This window comes from Nostoc sp., assembly GCF_036917455.1.
Taxonomy (GTDB): domain Bacteria; phylum Cyanobacteriota; class Cyanobacteriia; order Cyanobacteriales; family Nostocaceae; genus Nostoc.
In genome coordinates this window covers 1-19,093 of sequence record NZ_JBALDK010000142.1, presented here as the reverse complement: position 1 = coordinate 19,093, position 19,093 = coordinate 1, and the positions used below count along the sequence as shown (strand labels likewise).

Genomic DNA, 19,093 nt, shown 5'->3' with positions numbered 1-19,093 from the left:
AGTCAGATCGAGCGTCCTGATGCTGCCCAGCGCGGACTGAAATAACAGGCTGCACACAAGTGAAACTGCTCCTTAGCAGCAAAAAGAACCTTTAGCAAACAGCCAAAATATTTGTATAGTAATTATGTATACATTAAAAATAAGTAATAAGCATCAAGAAATTTCAAAATTTCAAACTGCAAATAAATGTAGGAAGTATTCTACATAATTACTTAACGATAATTGGCAGTTAGCATTCAAAACATAGTTTATTTATACTCTTGTACGGAATTAGCAATGAAAGTTGGGTAAACCTTAATTAGAATTGATACTTTTCTACTTTGTTGAAAATAAATTTTCATCTAGAGTAGGACAAAGATACATGCTGTTTACCACATAGAAAAAATCTAGCTGAAGCCTCTGGCTCATAGCTATGGGAAACCAAGCTTGATGCTTGAGAGTCTGGTTTCAAAATGGGTAACAGCAACATCCCCTATCCGCTCGATCACCTATGCTAAAAGTTATGCACTCGGCCGCCAACTCAGCCACTCCAAATTCCCAGTGGGAGGATTTAATCAAGCTTCCAGCCCCAAACACAGTTCAATGGGACAATATCAAAACCCAATTAGACTTGGTGCTGTTGGCGCTAGAAACCTTAACTGGGATTGGCTCAGAGGCTATGCTTTCGGCGGCAACCGATCTGAATTTAGAGTCAAGAGTGCCAGACCGCGTAGCTTTATGGCGACTGCGCCAATCAAATCCCCTACGCAAAGGTCAAGGAGGGCGAAAAAAGCTAGATGTCGAAGAAGCGCGATCGCTTGTTCTGATTATCTGCTACCTAGCCAAACAGCACCAGGAATTGATTCGCCGCGCTGTCGGTCTGTTGGAACAAATGGCAGAAAATAACCGGGAACCTCACCAGGCTGCTTTACTTGGAGACTATATTGATGCTTTTTGCAACACCTACCAAGAACGGATGGAAGAGGACGAGAAAATCTCAACGGATTTACTTACCAACCTGGCACTAAAACTGCTTGTAGATTTACTTTTTTACAGCGCCCCTGGTGGGCATCGCCGTCTCTGGCTAGCACTTATAGACCGTTCGACAAAATTTTAGATTTGAAATTTGAAATTCCTCAATCAAAATTCGCTTGTGATTTGTTTGCTAGATAGGGAAACCTTTTTGATAGTGCATCGCCCAAGGCTAACCACTATCAGTACTGCTTCCTCCTGGCACAAGACTACACAACGGAAGAAACTTGACAAACTTCCTTGTGAGTAAAGGAATCCACCGTTTCAACTTTTCTTTGCAAGCAACTGACTTAACTTTTTGCAAAATCCCAAATAGTCTTCCTCGCAGTTCCTGCCATGCCTCTATCAAATTCTGTAATTCGTCGCTACACACCCCCTACTTGCACGCTAGAAGTATTCGCGCAAAGCTCGCCTCTGTCCCGTTGGATGGGGAAAACTGTCCTCAAACACCTAAGCTTTGAGCTACGTTTTGACGATCCCCGACTACCAGAAGAACACAGAATCCCAATTCGGGGCGATCGCGATCAACTTGAAGCTTTGTGTGATGCAGTCACAAACTACGTACAGCAATTCCTCCAACAGTCTCCAGAAAACTTTTGGGTCAGTTTCTCTAATACCCAAGAGTCAAGTACAGCACTCGGTGAGCCGGAATTAAAGTCCTCAATAAAAACCTTAAATTCTTTTAGTACCCAAATTCCTGGGGCAAATATCCACTTAGAACCAAGCAGCTATTTAACTCACAACCTTTTTCTTGGTTCTCTCGCCAACCACTCATCCGGCCCTGTAATTCAACTCACTCTGCTGCAATTATTCGATTTGGCTAGTGCTTTAGATGAATACTCAACTGATGTCATGGCACTTCCAACTCTCAACAGCACGAGTTCGACTCTGAGGTTCCCAGCTTGGGCACCTGTTGCCGCAGTATTAGTCTTAGGTGTAGGTTTCTTACCAGTTACTTGGCAATATGCTAATAGCATTAGAGAAAAAGAACAGCAGACAGCCAAAACATCTGATTCAGCAGCAGTAAAGACTGCTTTAGAACCTTCAACTTCACTAAACTTCCCGACACCTGAACCTGGACTTACCACTCCATCAGATAATTTGTTAGGTTCCACTCCTCCACTTCCCACCTCGACTTTGCCCCAAGCACCTCTAATAGCCCCAGCCCCTAGTTCTAGTTTCGCTGCACCGCCACCTCTATTTCCAAATAGTGCAGTGACAACAACCCAGGGCAGGACTTCAACCCTTCCCACCAATCGAGCTAACGCACCATTTAGCAAAAACCCAGGCCAGGAGATTGCCATAACACCAAATTTGGGACAGAACTCTACAGGGTCAAATCCCCAAGCTGGTAATCTCCCTCAACTGCGGAATTTGCCACCCAGACTATCTTCTAACGCAGGCAGCTTACCAACTAATATCTCACCAATCTCCCCCCCGTCTCTTAGCACCATTCCCAATAATGGTGGCAATACTCGTACCCAAGCCTCGCCATTAACCTCACAACAGCTAGACGAAAGAATCAATTCCCTACAGCAATCTTCTCCCGGCGAAAAACCTGTTTCACAACTTCCCTCCTCTAGAACTGCGGATAACAATCCATTCATCGATCAATTAGGGGACACACCCAAAACCCCTAAATCCAGAGAAGTGGCTACTGGTACATTATTTGATACACCTCAAGTAGCAGAAGCTAGAGAATACCTCAAAAAGCGTTGGCAACCACCTACTGGACTAGGACAAACATTAGAGTACAGTTTAATAGTCAGTGTTGATGGCACAGTTGAACGAATTTTTCCTCTCAATAAGGCAGCAAGAGAATTCGTTGATAACGCTGGGATGCCCGAAGTTGGCAAACCTTTTGTTTCCGCCAATACACGCGGACAAAATGTCAGAATTCGAGTTGTTCTCAGTCCTGATGGCAAAGTGCAGACTTTTCCAGATGAATAATTAAATTACTTCCTTTAATGCCACTTATAAAACTGGTACAAACTTTGTGCCAGTTTTTATTTGCTTAAATTGCTCTTAAGCTTCCCTTTTAGAGTCCAGTTACCAAACTGGTCTTACTATTAATACTAGTAAACCTACCAATTAATACAATCCTTTTAACACCATTTTTCCAACATTAAACGATAGATACAAGTCTGGAAACCCAGATCAAGTCTAATGGCTCTTAGTTATGAATTAGTATAAATCACTTATATCAAAGGTAACGAGATATGCAAACAATTGGTACTCAAAAAGACAGTCCAGCTTGGGTTATTCAAACTTGGGCAGCTTTTGTGATTTCTATTTCTATGACCACCTTCGGCATTGTAAACTTACCTGTAAATGGCTGGGTGAAGGGCTTTATGGGTATGGGTATGGCTTTTTCTGTTGGCTCAACTTTTACTTTGGCGAAAACTACTAGAGACTTGCATGAAAATACAAGATTAACCGCTAGGTTAGATGAGGCGAAAGTAGAAAAATTGCTTTCACAACACGATCCTCTAAATTCAAAATGAAGGCAACCATAACAATTTTGAATTAAAAGACTTTCCCCAAAACCTGTCAGAAATTAACTATATTACGAAAAACAAAAGGACTGGATATACCAGTCCTTTATTATATTGATTTAACGTTTTTATCTTAATAACGGGACTTTTTGGTCTTTAACTTTTGCTTTTTACGCCGACGTTCGCTAGCAGCAACTGCGTGTTCCACCGGATAACCCACCACGGGAATTACCTGATATTTGCGCTCTTCTTCTAACTTTTTCAGTTCAGTGTAATCAACCCAGTGAATGCAATCAACCGGACAAGTGTCAATTGCTTCTTGGATAATTTCTTCAGCATCCCCATCTTGGCGAACTACGCGCGATCGCCCATAATCTGGTTCAATGTAAAAGGTGTTACGCGCAACATGAGCGCAATGCTTGCAACCAATACAGGTGATTTCATCAACATAAACACCATTTTGTCGCAGCAAACCACCCAATTCCGGTTCCAAACCAGAACGTTCTGGGGCATCGCGTAAAAAACCCCCTAATTCTGGTTCCAAACCCGAACGATTGTCAACTTCTTCTTCCGGCGACGGCAGAAAATCAGCCATTACGCACTCCAGCGCTGTACTACCAGGCGAATTGAACCATCTTCATTTTTTTGTTGCTCAGAGACTTGAAAACCAACACGAGTGGTTTCTTTCACAACTGTTTGATAAGCATAGCGCTGTGTTACCTGGCGCAAGAATCCGTCCACAGACAGGTTTTGCTGCCAATATTGCAAGTCAGCCACCAATTCATATTCCTTGCCATTCCATCTAAAACCGATGTCATAGCCATTTTCCTGCTCAATACTAACTTCCGCAGGATGGGTTTGACCGCGATAGCCACGGACTTCGCGCGGGCCGGGTTTCCAGTCTATGCCCAATTCAGTCAGAGCATCTTTTAAAGAATCAAGGTTACGGATTTGAGTCTTAATTTGGCTAAAGTGTGACATGGTGGTTGTGAATTAATTACACTAAACTACTGTGAAAACTTACCAATCGCTGTAAGTGGTGTGTGTATTCGCCACATTAGATTGCTGCACCTTCGCGGCGAAATATTCTGAGGTTGGCTCATGATTAAGTACTTGCCCCAGCTGTGCCTCTATCGCTGCTGTAACCTCAGCGCAAGAAGCACCCACAATGCCAGTGACTTTTTCTTGTACCCGACCGTCTGGATAGATTATGAACTCTAATGTCTCCATGCTCTTGGCCAACCACGATAAGTACGCTTAAATTTTACTGCCTTAGCAGAAGGCTATAAATATAGCCGTAGGAACATTTTTACTTAGATACAAATTTGCCATTTGTTAACTAATGTTCCATCTATCAACATATATATCTCAGAATCTTTACAAAACTTATTAATTTTATAAGTGTGCACATCAGTATTTAGTTAGTTTCTCTTAACCTCATCGATTAGTCAAGGTAAAAACTGAGCTTGCTAGGTAAGCGGCAAAAGTCCTAAAAATCAGCATTAGAGCTAACTATAGCCAGCTAGGTGGTTAAAAAAATATAGAAATTATTGAAAAAATTTATCTTTATTATTTAGATTTACCTTATTTCCTGAAAGCTTTCTAAGTAAGTTGAGTGCAGTGCAGTGTCAGCTTAGAGCCAGAGGATGGGTTATACGTAGAAATAACTTTATTTAAAATCGTATATCAACGGATTTTCAGACTGCGATCGCCAGAATATAAAAAATAAATATAATCATAGGTTCGGTTTTCTTGCATCAACCCAACCTATGATTAGGCGATCGCTTGATGGTAGATTTGTAATATACGTAAGCGTAGCCAGGCGTAGGAATCGCTTTAAGACATATTTAGATTTTTGCTGCTACTTCGCGTGAAAATTTGCTCAAGCCGAAATCACTCAGCAAGAATTCCTGGTGAAAAAACTGATTTGGTTGGGGAAGAAACCAGGATAATGAAGCATAATTAACCTTTATAGCTAAAAGCTGTCAGCCATTAGCCACAAGCTGAGATGCTAAAGTTTGAAGGCAAGTGATTCAACTTAAGTAATTGACTATGAGTACAGCAAATATTTCGTCAGCGATACGCATAGGAGTATTAGGTTTCGGTGGACTTGGACAAGCCGCCGCCAAGGTACTTGCTGCTAAACAGGAAATGATTTTAGTCGCAGCAGCAGATCAAAAAGGTTACGCTTACGCTGCTGAAGGTTTAAATACTCAACAATGCATTGCAACCTACCAGTCCCAAGGTTCTGTAGGTTATTTAGAACCAGTTGGTACATTAACAAATCAAAGTATTCAGGATGTAATTGCAATAGCTCAATCTGTGGATGGGTATTTTCTGGCTTTACCCAACCTACCAAACGATTTTATTCCCTCTGTAGCCAAAGAGTTTATTAAATCTGGTTGGCGTGGGGTGCTAGTTGATGCAATTAAGCGCACCACTGCTGTAGAACAACTACTGGCCATGAAAGAAGAACTCCTTGCAGCCGGGATTACCTACATGACAGGCTGTGGTGCTACACCCGGACTGTTAACCGCCGCCGCCGCATTAGCCGCCCAAAGCTACGCCGAAATTCATCAAGTCGAAATTACCTTTGGGGTAGGAATTGCCAACTGGGAAGCTTACCGCGCCACTGTTCGGGAAGACATTGGACACATGCCTGGTTACACAGTGGAAACCGCTAGGGCGATGACTGACGCAGAAGTAGAAGCACTACTAGATAAAACTAATGGCGTGCTTACCTTGAAGGATATGGAACACGCTGATGATGTGATGCTAGAGGTAGCGGGAATAGTCGGGCGCGATCGCGTTACAGTTGGTGGTGTAGTCGATACTCGCAATCCTAAAAAGCCCCTCAGCACTAACGTTAAGGTAACAGGGCGCACTTTTGAAGGCAAGATTTCCACCCATACCTTTACTCTGGGAGATGAAACCAGTATGGCAGCCAATGTCTGCGGCCCTGCCTTTGGCTATCTCAAAGCTGGTAAGCAATTGCACCAACGTGGCATCTACGGAATATTCACTGCTGCTGAAATTATGCCCCAATTTGTTAGGTAATAATTAGGAAAGACGCAATTAATCGCGTCTGTACAGGAGTTAGGAGTTAGAGTTAAAAAACTAAACTTGAGACTTAAAAATCTCTGGTTTTGTTTAAAACTTGCAATTGAAAACTCTTAACTCCTAATTTTTCTAAGCTGGTGGAATTTCTGGACAAAAAGTGTCTGTGAAATTTTCCTCAAGGAGCAAATCTGGCGTTTGGATAATAAATGGAAGTTCGGCTCCTACTAGTCCTCGTTGAATGCGTTCTAAGGTATCACTAAAAACGACAAACAGAGGATATATTGTATTAGCTCCCTCACTCAAAATATGACTGTGGCGCAGAGGCATCAACCACTCATAATCATTGTCTAGGAAAACTTGGGTTTGTCGCCAACGTCCTAACAAATCAGAAAAGTCTTCGTGAGCGCGATGAATAAAGACTAAAATTTCGGCTCCGGTTTTGATTTTCCATTCTGGATCGCACATCAAAATTGCCACATCACAGGGTAAACAGATTGTTTGTGGAGTTGTTGTAACTGTGTTGCGAAGACGGACAATTGGCAAAGGGATAGTGATGACACTTTCATCGGGACGGCGCAAACTGGGAATCATCTCTAAGTATGGCCGATATTGCTTTAGTAAGGCGATCGCAGCTAGATGATTGCTGTACTCTGCCAAACTCGCTTCGTAGTGAGATTTTTGCACAGTCATAGTTTATTAAATAGTTAGGAGTTAGAAAAAAATTAAGTAGTCAAGAGCTAAAAATGAGGATGAAAAGTAAAAAGTTTAAACTCTTAATTCCTAACTCTTAACTCTTTATCCCCTATCCCAGCTTTTCAAATACCGCAAACATCGGCAAATACATTGCTAGCAAAATGGTTCCAACCATTCCCCCTAAAACTACAATCATCACTGGTTCCAAAATACTGGTCATTGCTTTTACTGCTTGCTCGACTTCATCTTCATAGAAATCAGCAACTTTCATCAACATTCCATCTAATTCTCCAGTTTCTTCTCCGATACTAATCATTTGAATTGCCATAGCTGGAAAAACAGCATCTTTTTGTAAAGCGATACTAATCATACCTCCCTGTTGAATCTCCATCCGGGCTGCGTCTATGGCATTAGCAATTACTTGGTTTCCTGATGTATCTCGGACAATTTCCAGACAAGTTAAAATTGGTACGCCTGAACGAGTCAAAGAGCCAAAAGTCCGGCTAAAGCGGGCGACTGAAGATTTTTGAATTAAGTCACCAAATAAGGGCATTTTTAGGGAAAGACGATCGATTGTTATGCGACCAACAGGAGTCTTCCCATATTGTGTAAAGGCAAATTTCAATCCTATAAGAATACCTAAAAGGACGAAAGCACCAGGACTTCTCAGGAATTTACTAGCATCCATCAAAAATTGCGTTAGAGGCGGTAATGAGATTCCAATTTGTGTAAAAATCGTGGCAAAAATAGGAATGAGAAAAATAGTCATCCCAAGAAAGATTGCAACTGCGATAAAACCCACAACAGTTGGATAAGACAATGCTGATTTAATTTGGTTTTGTAGGCGAGCAACATCTTCTAGCAACTTAGCTAAACGATTCAATACTTCGTCTAGAACACCACCCACTTCACCGGCTTGAATCATACTCACATATAACCCATCAAAGCAGTCAGGATGCTTCCGCATTGCCTCTGAAAGGTTCATTCCACTTTGAACATCAGTGCTAATCTCAACTAGGGCTTGTTTGAGTTTAGTATTACTACACTGTTCAGAAAGTACCCCCAGACTTCTAACGATCGCAACCCCCGCATTCATCAAAACGGCAAATTGACGGGAAAAAACAGCTTTGTCTTTCACAGAAACCTTAACTAAGGAATTCTGGAATTTTTTTAAGGCAACATCTGGCTGAAATCCTTGAGATTGTTTGAGTTCTTGGATTACAAAACCTTGATCTCTAAGATTGGTCCGAGCTTGTACCAAAGATTCAGCAGTAATTTTTTCTGTTCGGGATTTTCCTTGAGAATCGCGAACACGAGCAACAAAGTTTGGCATAAATAAATTCAAAATAGTTGTTATTTATTAGGTACAAGGGAAAGACTTACTTAAATATCCTCTCCCTCATCTCCCTACTTTTAATGCGCTTTAGCAGTAGCACCGGGTTTCGCACCTGCCGCCTGTGGTGGTGTAGCATTACCGATCAGACGTTGGATTTCATCTGGCTTAGAAGTCTTAGACATCGCCGCTTCAAAGGAAATCGTTCCTGCTTTGTAAAAATCAGCTAAAACCTTCTCCAGAGTTTGCATCCCCAACTTACCGCCCGTTTGAATAGCTGAGTAAATTTGCGATGTTTTACCTTCTCGAATCAAGTTGGAAATAGCAGGAGTGACAATCAGAATTTCTTGTGCCATCACCCGACCATATTCACCAGGTTTAGGGCTTTTCTTGGACACCAAAGTTTGGCTAAATACTGCCACCAACGAGTTAGACAACTGCACCCGCACCTGGGTTTGTCTTTCATGGGGGAAAACGTCAATAATCCGGTCAACTGTCTGGGCGGCAGAACTGGTGTGGAGAGTACCAAATACCAAGTGTCCTGTTTCTGCTGCGGAAATCGCCAAAGAAATCGTTTCCAAATCGCGCATTTCTCCCACCAGAACAATATCTGGATCTTCCCGCAAAGCTGCTTTCAAAGCATTAGCAAAGCTCTTAGTATCTTCACCCAATTGTCGTTGGTGAACCAAACTTTTAATTGGTTCGTAGACAAATTCAATTGGATCTTCTACTGTTAAAATATGCTCTGCTTTAGTGCGGTTAATCAAGTCAATCATGGCCGCTAGGGTAGTTGTCTTGCCGGAACCTGTAGGCCCTGTCACCAGAATTAGTCCTCTGGGCTTATCTGTCATTTCCCGTACAATATCTGGCAGACCTAATTTTTCAAAGTTAGGAATCTTAGAACTTAATGCCCGTAAGCAAGCAGCATAAGAACCACGTTCTTTATAGACATTGACCCGGAAACGTGCCAAACCCTTAACGCCATAAGAACAATCCAACTCCCAGTTCTGCTCTAAGGTTTTACGTTGGGTGTTATTGAGCATACTAAAAATTAGCCTTTGACATTGATCGGCTGTCAATACATGCTCACCGATGGGGGTCAGTTTGCCACTGATGCGGAAGTACGGAGGCAAACCTGCCGATAAATGCATATCCGAACCACCCAGTTCAATCAACTGTTCCATCAAGTCTTCAATCATCATTTCCATAGTTCTGCTTCCTTTTAATGTTTTTTATTTGTCATTTGTCATTTGTTTAAAGTTACTAACCATCGACCAATGACTAATGACTAGTCTCAAAACCGAGATGTCATACAGTAGGGACAATCCAGCCATTCTTGTTTCAATGTGGCCTTGCAACTCTGGCAAGTAAGACCAGTCTTGCGTTTGGCTTTTAATTCTGCTTCTAAGCCAGTATCAGTAAACGTCACTCGTTCGACTTCTTCTAGGGTGGTAGAACCAAGGCGCACTAAGTCCAAACTGTAAGCTAGCAAGGTTTTCATGCCCTCTTCTATTGCCACTTCCTTGATGCGTTCCGTGGGTGCATCTTCGTTGATGAGAGTTTGCAGGTTTTCGGTAACTCGCATGACTTCATAGACACCACAACGCCCTTTGTAGCCGACACCATTACATTTTGGGCAAAGCTGATTTTTGGTTTTAGCTTCTGCGATCGCATCTAATGTCAAGGTGTTAGCTTTATAGAAAGTAACTCCCACATCCGAAGAAGCTGATAAACCATACCGAGCCAGTTCTTCGGTTGTAGGAGTGTAGGGAATACGACATTCAGAACATACGCGCCGCACCAAACGTTGAGCTAGAACGCCAATTAGGGAACTAGAAACCATGAAAGGTTCAATGCCCATTTCTCCCAAACGAGCGATCGCACCTGGGGCATCATTGGTATGTAAGGTAGTTAATACTAAGTGACCGGTCAAGGCAGCTTCAATTGCTGTTTTTGCTGTTTCCTTATCCCGCGTTTCACCCACCAGTAGCACATCTGGATCTTGTCGCAAGAAAGCCCGCAAAGCGGTAGCAAAATCCAGCCCTTTTTCTCGAATCACCTGTACTTGAGTAATCCCTGGAAGACTATACTCAATTGGGTCTTCCACAGTACTGATATTAATTCCGGGATCGTTCTTTTCTGATAGTGCAGAATACAGCGAGGTTGTTTTCCCAGAACCAGTTGGCCCAGTTACCAAAATTAGCCCAAAAGGACGGCTGACCATATCCTGGACAATATGTAAAGTCTCTGGATCGGTAATTAACTTATCTAATCCCAGTTGGGTAGAGGAGTTATCCAAAATCCGCAGTACCACCTTTTCCCCGTAGCGACTGGGCAAGGTATTCACCCGGAAATCTACTTTGCGTCCCTCAAACATCCGCCGGATACGTCCATCTTGGGGCATACGGCGTTCAGCAATGTCTAGATTGGAGATGATTTTAAATCGGGCTGTCACTGCCGGGATGATTTTTTTCGGTAGGGGATCGAAAGCTTCCTTCAGTACGCCATCCTTCCGAAAACGAATGCGTAAGTTTTCTTCTTGCGGTTCGATATGAATGTCAGAAACGCCCTCATGCAAGGCTTTAGCCAGAATTCTGTTCACTAGGTTGATGACTGGGGCATCCTCTGCACCCTTCATCGCAGCCCCTAGATCGGCCTCCATTTCTTCAGGAGCATCGGAAATATCGAGATTTCCGAGGTTTTCTAAATCCTGATTAATATCTGTAAACTTTTCTTGTTCCAGATGCTTTTGCTTAACAGCCATTTCATCCAGATATTGGTTGATTAGCTGCTGGTAGTCTTCCTGTGTAATCACCATGCGCTGCAATGCCAAGCCTTGGGGGCGCAAGATGCGGTTCAGGTCATCAGAAGCCTCTAGATTATCTGGAGCGACCATCGCCACTAAAACTGAGGGTGGGGTTTGGTCTTCGTGTTTCGACAGTGGTACTAAACGATGGCGACGGCAGATATCAACTGGGATGAGGGTTTCAATCAGGTTCCCCATCATCGTGTTGCCAACAGAGCTGACTTCCGGATCGAGGAATTCAACACCGTATAGTATTTTAAGTTCAAATAGCTGCTGTTTTTTGTATTGCCTGAGCAACTCAGGTGATAGTTGTTGTCCAGTAAGGGACTCTAGTACTTCCGTTAAGGGTCGGCCAGATTTGCGGCTTTCAATTAGTGCCTGCCTCATCTGTTCGGTATTGACATAGCCAGATTGCACTAGCTTGTTGCCAAAAGGCGAAAACTCTGTTCTGGTAGTTAGAGCGGTACTGCGCCGTTGTGGTGACGAGTAAGTCATAAATGAGCGAATGAGTAGGGGAACCTCTGCTTAAAGTATTCCCAGCCTGTGAGATAGAATTCTCATTTCCCAAAAAAGTCACTCAACTTCTGAGCAACGAAAACCTTCACTTAGAGTTATCGCTAAATGCTGAGTGAAAAATAAGTAATAGTAGAGAAAATATAGATTCCTGACTCACTCAATCAACAAATTTTTCGTCAGAGGGGCGAATGAGATTAAACGCCGCCCTTCCAAATTACTTACAACTAGAGGTACACTACTCGTTCGGGTTCCCGCCTTGATGGTGTCTACGCTAAGGTGTTCACCATTTGTCACAATAGGAAAACGGTTACATCACTTCCAGAATACTTGTCGGCAACAAAATCAGCCTCAATTGCAAGTCGTGAATGACGACGGTTGCAAGCTATGGAGATACACTGCCATAAATAGCAAGCATCTGGAATGAGTAGACAATAATGGATGAAAATAAACAGATAAACAATCTAGCCAGCAATTGGGTGAACCAACAGAGGTAAAGCAAGCAATGAAGAGTGACTTCCCAGCCCAAATTAATTTCAATGAATCTGGTGGCGAGGCGACAGAGCAAGTGGCAGCCCAAACTAATGTATCGGGAGATGCAGCTACTACAAATTCAGAAACTGGTGTCGCTGCAACCGATAACACCGGAGTGGAAACGGCAGCTTTGGCAGAACTGACTCAACAAATTGAGTCTCTGAAAGTGCAATTAGAAGAGCGTAGTACTCAATATATGCGGATTGCCGCTGATTTTGAGAATTACCGCAAACGCACTAGCAAAGAAAAAGAAGAGCTAGAGACGCTGATGAAGCGGAACACGATTCTAGAATTGCTGCCAGTGGTCGATAATTTTGAGCGGGCGCGATCGCACCTCAAACCACAATCCGATGGCGAAATGACCATGCACAAAAGCTACCAAGGCGTTTACAAACAATTAGTCGATAGCCTGAAGCGCTTGGGTGTATCACCAATGCGTCCTGAAGGTCAAGAATTCGATCCTAACCTCCATGAAGCAGTAATGCGGGAACCTACGGATGAACATCCTGAAGGAACAGTGTTAGAAGAGTTAGTGCGCGGATATTACTTGGGCGATCGCGTGCTACGCCATGCAATGGTCAAAGTAGCTGCTCCAAAGGAAGATACACCTTCTACGGAGGAAGATCAGTCGAGTCAAGCCTTCAGTTAAGCTGTAGTCGCTCGTCTCGCTGACCAAAAGTGCCTGGGTTATAGCAGGGACGAGCATCGCGTGCCTAAAACTTGGACAAGGCTTTGGATAACTCTCTGTGTTTCAACTTCTCTCTTGCTACCAGCAATATGGGTTCCACAGATGTTATCCGCTAGCCTTGGTTCATAAAAAAAGTCAGTCCGCGACATACTAAAGCAGAAAGACTCAGTAAAAATACTGGCTAATATGGGAAAAGTTATTGGAATCGATTTAGGCACTACCAACAGTTGCGTCGCAGTTCTGGAGGGCGGTCAACCACTGGTGATCTCCAATTCTGAAGGCGGACGAACTACTCCAAGTATTGTGGGATTTGGCAAGAGTGGCGATCGCTTGGTTGGTCAATTGGCAAAGCGCCAAGCCGTAACTAATGCCGAAAACACAATTTACAGTATTAAACGATTTATCGGGCGACGTTGGGAAGACACTGACATAGAACGCGATCGCGTCCCCTACAACTGTGTCAAAGGTCGAGACGATACCGTTGATGTTCAAATTCGCTCAAAAAACTACACCCCACAAGAACTATCCGCGATGATCCTGCAAAAGCTCAAGCAGGATGCGGAAAACTTTTTGGGTGAAGAAGTCACTCAGGTAGTGATCACGGTACCCGCATATTTTACAGATGCTCAAAGACAAGCCACTAAAGATGCTGGCACAATTGCCGGATTAGAAGTCCTGCGAATTATCAATGAACCAACAGCTGCGGCTTTAGCTTTCGGATTGGACAAGCAAGACCAAGAGCAGTTAATTTTAGTATTTGACTTGGGAGGCGGTACTTTTGACGTATCGATCTTGCAACTTGGAGATGGCGTTTTTGAAGTTAAGGCAACCTGTGGTAATAACCACTTGGGTGGAGACGACTTTGATAATGCGATCGTGCGTTGGATGATGGAACGCTTCCAGCAAGATGAGAAAATCGACCTTTCCAAAGATAAGATGGCACTGCAACGCCTACGGGAAGCAGCAGAAAAGGCCAAAATTGAACTCTCTAACATGGTCAATACCTCCATTAACTTGCCATTCATCACAGCTGATGAAACCGGCCCAAAGCATTTAGAGATGGAACTCAGCCGCTCTAAATTTGAGGAACTGGCAGGAAAATTAATTGAAGGTACTATCGAACCAATGATCCAAGCGCTCAAAGATGCGGATCTCAAACCAGAAGCGATAGATCGGATTATTTTGGTAGGTGGTTCTACCCGTATTCCCGCAGTCCAAAACGCGCTGATTAAATTTTTCAATGGCAAAGCTCCCGATCGCTCTATCAACCCTGATGAAGCGGTAGCATTGGGAGCAGCAATCCAAGCAGGGGTATTGGGTGGTGAAGTCGATAATCTCTTACTATTGGATGTCACACCCTTGTCTTTGGGAATTGAAACCTTGGGTGAAGTGTTCACCAAAATTATTGAACGCAACACCACAATTCCTACAAGTAAGTCACAAATCTTTTCCACAGCCGTTGATGGGCAAACCTCGGTAGAAATTCACATTCTCCAAGGTGAACGGGCAATGTCACGAGATAACAAAAGTCTCGGTAAGTTTCTGTTAGCAGGAATTCCCCCGTCGCCCCGTGGCGTGCCGCAAATTGAAGTATCCTTTGAAATCGATGTCAACGGCATCCTGAAGGTTTCTGCCCAAGACAAAGGCACAGGTAGAGAACAGAGTATCAGGATTACCAATACAGGTGGTTTAAGTATCAACGAAGTCGAACGGATGCGCCAAGAAGCTGAACTGTTTTCCGAAGAAGATAGAAGACGTAAAGAACTGGTTGAACTCAGAAACCAAGCAGATAATCTCTTGTTTAGTTACGAATCCACCATTAAGGATAATAGCAGCTTTATCGGCGACCAGATAAAAACCTTGGCTAGTGAAAAAGTTTCACAACTCCAAGCTGCAATGATTGACTCTAGCATCTCCACGGTGGAATTTAAGCAGCGTTTAGACGATTTCCAACAAACTTTGTTTGCCATTGGTGCGGATGTCTACAATCGAGCTAACAGCCAAAGTGATGAGATTGAGGAGGCTTCAGCTAGTGCTTTTACTCCAGAAGGAGACTCACCAATGAACGGTACATTAATACCACAATTCAACTTTGATTTTGACGAAGAAAGTACCGCCCAGGCTGATTATGAGGCTATAGATTAGGGATTGGGGATTGGGGAACTCCGGGCCCCCTTTGGGGATTAGGGGCGATGGGGATTGGGAAAGAAGCAGGAAAACAGAGCGAAAATCCCTCTGAACCCTTCTCCACTAAACCTCTAACCTCCAGATACTTTGCCCAGTCCCCACTCCCCTAAGTTGCAGATTTTTATTAAGACATTTTAATATATTTAATATTTATTATGGATTTAGCGAAGTTTCACAAGACCCCAGGGGTTTGCTAGATTGTAGAAACAAATTACTGCTAGGCAGTATGTCGGTTCAGATACGATCCAAAGCATAAGGGTGGTTTTCCACACCTAATGGTGCGGCTAGCCCCTCTGGTTGATGGGCGGGGTTTTCCTCTCCTACGTAGCACAATTGTAAAAGAGACAGCCGACTCGGCAGTGAGAAGTCAGAGCAAAGGCTTCCTCTGCTCATAACTTCTGTGGCTTTTGTCGTCTTCCACGAGGAAAGCACCTGTTGCTCGAAATTTGTCGGTGATTTTTGTAAAAGGTAAAGGGTAAAATCAGTTATTAACAAAAATTAATTTTATCTTCTGCCTCACCTTCGGCAAGCCACCCTCTGAAGGCCACTGCGTTGCTCTTCAAGAGTTATAGGCAAAATGCTTTTCTGTAGGGTAGCAAGTGACCGTGACGTTCTGCTGACTTCTGCTTTCTTCCTTCTAACTTTTACCTTTGCTATATGGCCCGCGACTATTATGAAATCCTGGGTGTCTCTCGTGACACCGACAAAGAAGAAATTAAACAAGCCTATCGCCGTTTAGCCCGAAAGTTTCACCCAGATGTGAACAAAGAACCGGGAGCGGAGGATCGCTTTAAAGAGATTAACCGTGCTTATGAGGTACTCTCAGAACCCGAAACCCGCGCTCGTTACGATCGCTTTGGGCCAGAGGGTGTCTCAGGTGCTGCTGGCGGGGGCTTCCAAGATGTCGGTGATATGGGCGGTTTTGCCGATATCTTTGAAAGCATTTTTAGTGGCTTTGGTGGCGGTATGGGTAGTCCTACGCAACAAAGACGGCGCAGTGGGCCTGCAAGAGGCGACGATCTACGGCTAGACCTGAAGTTAGACTTTCGGGAAGCAGTATTTGGCGGCGAAAAAGAAATTCGCATCTCACATTTAGAAAATTGTGAAGTCTGTAGCGGTTCTGGTGCTAAACCTGGAACTCGCCCCCGCACTTGTTCGACTTGTAGCGGATCTGGTCAAGTCCGCCGTGTTACTAGAACACCCTTTGGCAGTTTCACCCAAGTTTCGACTTGTCCCACCTGCAATGGCACAGGGATGGTAATAGAAGATAAGTGTGATGCTTGTGATGGCAAGGGCGCAAATCAAGTCACCAAGAAACTCAAAATTACCATTCCGGCTGGGGTAGATAATGGTACTCGTTTGCGGATTTCTAGTGAAGGAGATGCCGGTCAGCGCGGTGGCCCTCCTGGAGATTTATACGTTTACTTGTTCGTAAATGAGGACGAAGAATTCCAACGGGATGGCATTAATATTCTTTCGGAAATCAAAGTTAGCTACCTGCAAGCTATTTTAGGTTGTCGGTTAGAGGTAGATACGGTAGATGGCCCTGTAGAATTGATTATTCCAGCCGGAACTCAACCAAATACGGTGATGAAGCTGGAAAATCGCGGCGTACCCCGTTTGGGTAATCCTGTAAGTCGTGGGGATCACATGCTGAACGTATTAATTGATATTCCCAACAAAGTCACCCCAGAGGAGAGGGAACTGTTAGAGAAGCTGGCTAAAATTAAGGGCGATCGCACTGGTAAAGGCGGTCTAGAAGGATTCTTGGGAAATTTATTTAAGTAATGATGCCCTCTTCTCTTTTAACTCCCGATGCTCAACTTGATTTACGCGGCACCCCTTGCCCAATTAATTTTGTGCGGACAAAATTACGTTTGGAGAAAATGCCATTGGGAGGTTTGCTAGAAGTCTGGCTAGACCCTGGTGAGCCGATTGAGCAGGTTCCTGATAGTCTGACAATGGCAGGTTATCAGGTTGAAGAAATTATAGACTGCACTAGTTATTTTTCTCTGTTAGTGCGCCGTCCAGTTGCTAGCCAATGACAGATTTTGCCGCAACTGGACAGTTATTGGGTACGGTGGTCGCTGTACAGGCTAATTTTTACCGAGTACAGCTGGATCAAAAACAGGGGGAGATCAGGGAGATGGGGGATCAAAATTCTCATCTTCCTTATCCCCCTCTCCTCCTCTGTACTCGCCGGACACGCCTGAAAAAAATCGGCCAACAGGTGATGGTAGGCGATCGCGTTATGGTTGAAGAGCCAGATTGGGCTGGGGGAAGGGGAGCGATCGCTGATGTCTTACCCCGTCACAGCGAATTAGATCGTCCGGCGATCGCTAATGTCAACCAAATCCTCTTGGTATTTGCCGTAGCCGATCCACCTTTGGAACCTTATCAACTGAGTCGATTTTTAATTAAAGCTGAGTCTACTAGCTTGGATGTACTTTTATGCTTGAATAAAAGTGATTTAATTTCAGAGCAAGAACAGCAACAAGTAAGCGATCGCCTACTTGGTTGGGGCTATCAACCAATCTTTATCAGTGTCAAAGATGGCATAAATACCGACCAAGCAGGCAGATATTTGAGCAATAAAATTACTGTAATTGCTGGGCCTTCCGGCGTTGGCAAATCCAGCCTGATTAATACGCTGATTGATTCGGCCAAGCTGCGAGTAGGAGAAGTTTCTGGTAAATTAGCTCGCGGTCGTCATACCACTCGCCATATAGAATTATTTGAGTTGCCTAGCGGTGGTTTACTGGCAGACACTCCTGGCTTTAATCAGCCGGATATGGATTGTATCCCAGAAGAATTAATCCATTATTTTCCAGAAGCCAGAAAGCGGTTAGCAGTTGCTAGCTGTCGGTTTAGTGATTGTCTACATCGAGACGAGCCTGAGTGTGCGGTGCGGGGAGACTGGGAACGATATGAACATTATTTAGAATTTTTGGATGCTGCGATCGCACATCAAACTCAGCTGCACCAACAAGCCGATCCAGAATCTACCATGAAGTTAAAAAGCAAAAGCAAAGGCAAAGGGCAGAGTCAATACGAACCCAAGTTAGAAAGTAAAAAATATCGGCGAATTTCCCGCAAGACTCAGTTACAAGACTTGCAGGAATTATATCGAGACGAAGAATAAGGAGTGCGATGTCTACGACGGACTGCGCCTACGCATTTCTATCTATAAACAAAATGTTTACCGATGTTGTTGGTTCCTCCTAGTCGCTCCATTTGTTTCAAATTGAGCGATATTCCGAATCTTTGTCATCCATATCACCTAAATATAGGACTAATATTTGATTTCTGAAAAAGCTCCGTACATTTGAAGAGTCGCAAAATCAAAGGTAGTGTGTCGGAGAAACCACTCAAACATCCATTTGAGATGCGAGAACGAAGGAATCAAAGCACAGAAACGCCGCACCCAGGTTTTAGCTTGTAACCAAATATCCTCAATTGGATTTTGTGATGGGCAATTAGGAGCAAAGCGGACGCAGTGAATTCTCCACTGCTCTTGAGACAAATCTTGGTTTACCTCGCCTAAAAAGTTTTGAACCAGATGTGAACGATGGTAAGAAGCACCATCCCAAAAAAGAAGCAATCTTTGGTTGGGGGACTGATCTAATAAATAACGTAGATAATCAATTGTATTTTCTGAATTACCTGCATTATATGCTTTAGACATCTCCAAAATAGTAATATTCTGTGGTAAAAGAAGATTGCGATAAGTTTTTGACACAAAAATATGAGTGACATACTGAAGCACATTGAAG

At 43.6% G+C, this 19,093-nt stretch carries 16 protein-coding genes and 2 pseudogenes; 9 read left to right on the top strand and 9 right to left on the bottom strand.

The window, feature by feature from the left end; translation table 11 throughout:
• The first annotated feature begins 490 nt into the window (after positions 1–490).
• From V7K42_RS15105 to V7K42_RS15095, 3 genes are all read left to right on the top strand, one after another.
• Positions 491–1,096, top strand: a complete 606-nt coding sequence (locus V7K42_RS15105) for a DUF3038 domain-containing protein (RefSeq protein WP_012406938.1) — start codon at positions 491–493, stop codon at positions 1,094–1,096.
• Between the two features lie 251 nt (positions 1,097–1,347).
• On the top strand, positions 1,348–2,961 hold the full coding sequence (locus V7K42_RS15100; protein WP_334917390.1) for a DUF4335 domain-containing protein: 1,614 nt from the start codon (positions 1,348–1,350) through the stop codon (positions 2,959–2,961).
• Positions 2,962–3,230: 269 nt separating this feature from the next.
• Entirely contained in the window at positions 3,231–3,515 is a 285-nt protein-coding gene (locus tag V7K42_RS15095; RefSeq protein WP_334889278.1) for a YiaA/YiaB family inner membrane protein, read from the top strand.
• 124 nt (positions 3,516–3,639) lie between these two features.
• On the opposite strand, the gene V7K42_RS15090 is transcribed toward V7K42_RS15095, so the two are convergent.
• From V7K42_RS15090 to V7K42_RS15080, 3 genes are read right to left on the bottom strand one after another with little or no spacing between them, the layout of a single operon-like run.
• The gene (locus V7K42_RS15090) at positions 3,640–4,101 is read right to left on the bottom strand and encodes a ferredoxin (protein ID WP_334917388.1); all 462 of its coding nucleotides are present in this window, start codon (positions 4,099–4,101) and stop codon (positions 3,640–3,642) included.
• On the bottom strand, positions 4,101–4,487 hold the full coding sequence (locus tag V7K42_RS15085; RefSeq protein ID WP_334889274.1) for a DUF1257 domain-containing protein: 387 nt from the start codon (positions 4,485–4,487) through the stop codon (positions 4,101–4,103). Before V7K42_RS15085 ends, V7K42_RS15090 begins: the two co-directional genes overlap by 1 nt.
• A gap of 39 nt (positions 4,488–4,526) precedes the next feature.
• Positions 4,527–4,736: a DUF2997 domain-containing protein gene (locus tag V7K42_RS15080; RefSeq protein WP_012406943.1), complete on the bottom strand. Its 210-nt coding sequence runs from the start codon at positions 4,734–4,736 to the stop codon at positions 4,527–4,529.
• 822 nt (positions 4,737–5,558) lie between these two features.
• On the opposite strand from V7K42_RS15080, the gene bioU reads away from it, so the two are divergent.
• Positions 5,559–6,563 carry a (S)-8-amino-7-oxononanoate synthase BioU gene (gene bioU, locus V7K42_RS15075; RefSeq protein ID WP_334917386.1) on the top strand — a complete coding sequence of 335 codons (1,005 nt, stop codon included), beginning with the start codon at positions 5,559–5,561 and terminating at the stop codon, positions 6,561–6,563.
• Between the two features lie 132 nt (positions 6,564–6,695).
• Here the strand turns inward: bioU and V7K42_RS15070 are convergent, their stop codons facing one another.
• From V7K42_RS15070 to V7K42_RS15055, 4 genes and pseudogenes are all read right to left on the bottom strand, one after another.
• On the bottom strand, positions 6,696–7,256 hold the full coding sequence (locus V7K42_RS15070; protein WP_334917384.1) for a hypothetical protein: 561 nt from the start codon (positions 7,254–7,256) through the stop codon (positions 6,696–6,698).
• A 112-nt stretch (positions 7,257–7,368) separates the two neighbouring features.
• Positions 7,369–8,592: a type II secretion system F family protein gene (locus V7K42_RS15065; protein ID WP_334917382.1), complete on the bottom strand. Its 1,224-nt coding sequence runs from the start codon at positions 8,590–8,592 to the stop codon at positions 7,369–7,371.
• Positions 8,593–8,672: 80 nt separating this feature from the next.
• A pseudogene (locus V7K42_RS15060) lies at positions 8,673–9,803 on the bottom strand (type IV pilus twitching motility protein PilT); the annotation flags it as partial.
• Between the two features lie 83 nt (positions 9,804–9,886).
• Entirely contained in the window at positions 9,887–11,893 is a 2,007-nt protein-coding gene (locus V7K42_RS15055; RefSeq protein ID WP_334917378.1) for a GspE/PulE family protein, read from the bottom strand.
• A gap of 452 nt (positions 11,894–12,345) precedes the next feature.
• Between V7K42_RS15055 and grpE the strand changes: the two are divergent.
• Together grpE and dnaK are read left to right on the top strand one after the other, a co-directional pair.
• Positions 12,346–13,094: pseudogene (gene grpE / locus V7K42_RS15050) on the top strand (nucleotide exchange factor GrpE).
• Positions 13,095–13,319: 225 nt separating this feature from the next.
• Entirely contained in the window at positions 13,320–15,278 is a 1,959-nt protein-coding gene (gene dnaK, locus V7K42_RS15045) for a molecular chaperone DnaK (RefSeq protein WP_334917376.1), read from the top strand.
• 276 nt (positions 15,279–15,554) lie between these two features.
• Here dnaK and V7K42_RS15040 read toward each other — a convergent pair whose 3' ends face one another.
• Complete coding sequence (locus tag V7K42_RS15040; protein WP_143855454.1) at positions 15,555–15,815, bottom strand: hypothetical protein; 261 nt, start codon at positions 15,813–15,815, stop codon at positions 15,555–15,557.
• Between the two features lie 162 nt (positions 15,816–15,977).
• Here V7K42_RS15040 and dnaJ point away from each other — a divergent pair, with 162 nt between their 5' ends.
• The 3 genes from dnaJ to rsgA are packed head-to-tail and all read left to right on the top strand — an operon-like array spanning position 15,978 to position 18,462.
• Positions 15,978–17,108: a molecular chaperone DnaJ gene (gene dnaJ / locus V7K42_RS15035; protein ID WP_334917374.1), complete on the top strand. Its 1,131-nt coding sequence runs from the start codon at positions 15,978–15,980 to the stop codon at positions 17,106–17,108.
• Entirely contained in the window at positions 17,108–17,365 is a 258-nt protein-coding gene (locus V7K42_RS15030; protein ID WP_265273881.1) for a sulfurtransferase TusA family protein, read from the top strand. The genes dnaJ and V7K42_RS15030 overlap by 1 nt, the downstream gene beginning before the upstream one ends.
• Positions 17,362–18,462, top strand: a complete 1,101-nt coding sequence (gene rsgA, locus V7K42_RS15025) for a small ribosomal subunit biogenesis GTPase RsgA (protein ID WP_334917370.1) — start codon at positions 17,362–17,364, stop codon at positions 18,460–18,462. The genes V7K42_RS15030 and rsgA overlap by 4 nt, the downstream gene beginning before the upstream one ends.
• A 150-nt stretch (positions 18,463–18,612) precedes the next feature.
• Here rsgA and V7K42_RS15020 read toward each other — a convergent pair.
• On the bottom strand, positions 18,613–19,093 hold a 481-nt coding region (locus V7K42_RS15020; RefSeq protein ID WP_334917368.1), incomplete at its 5' end, for a transposase.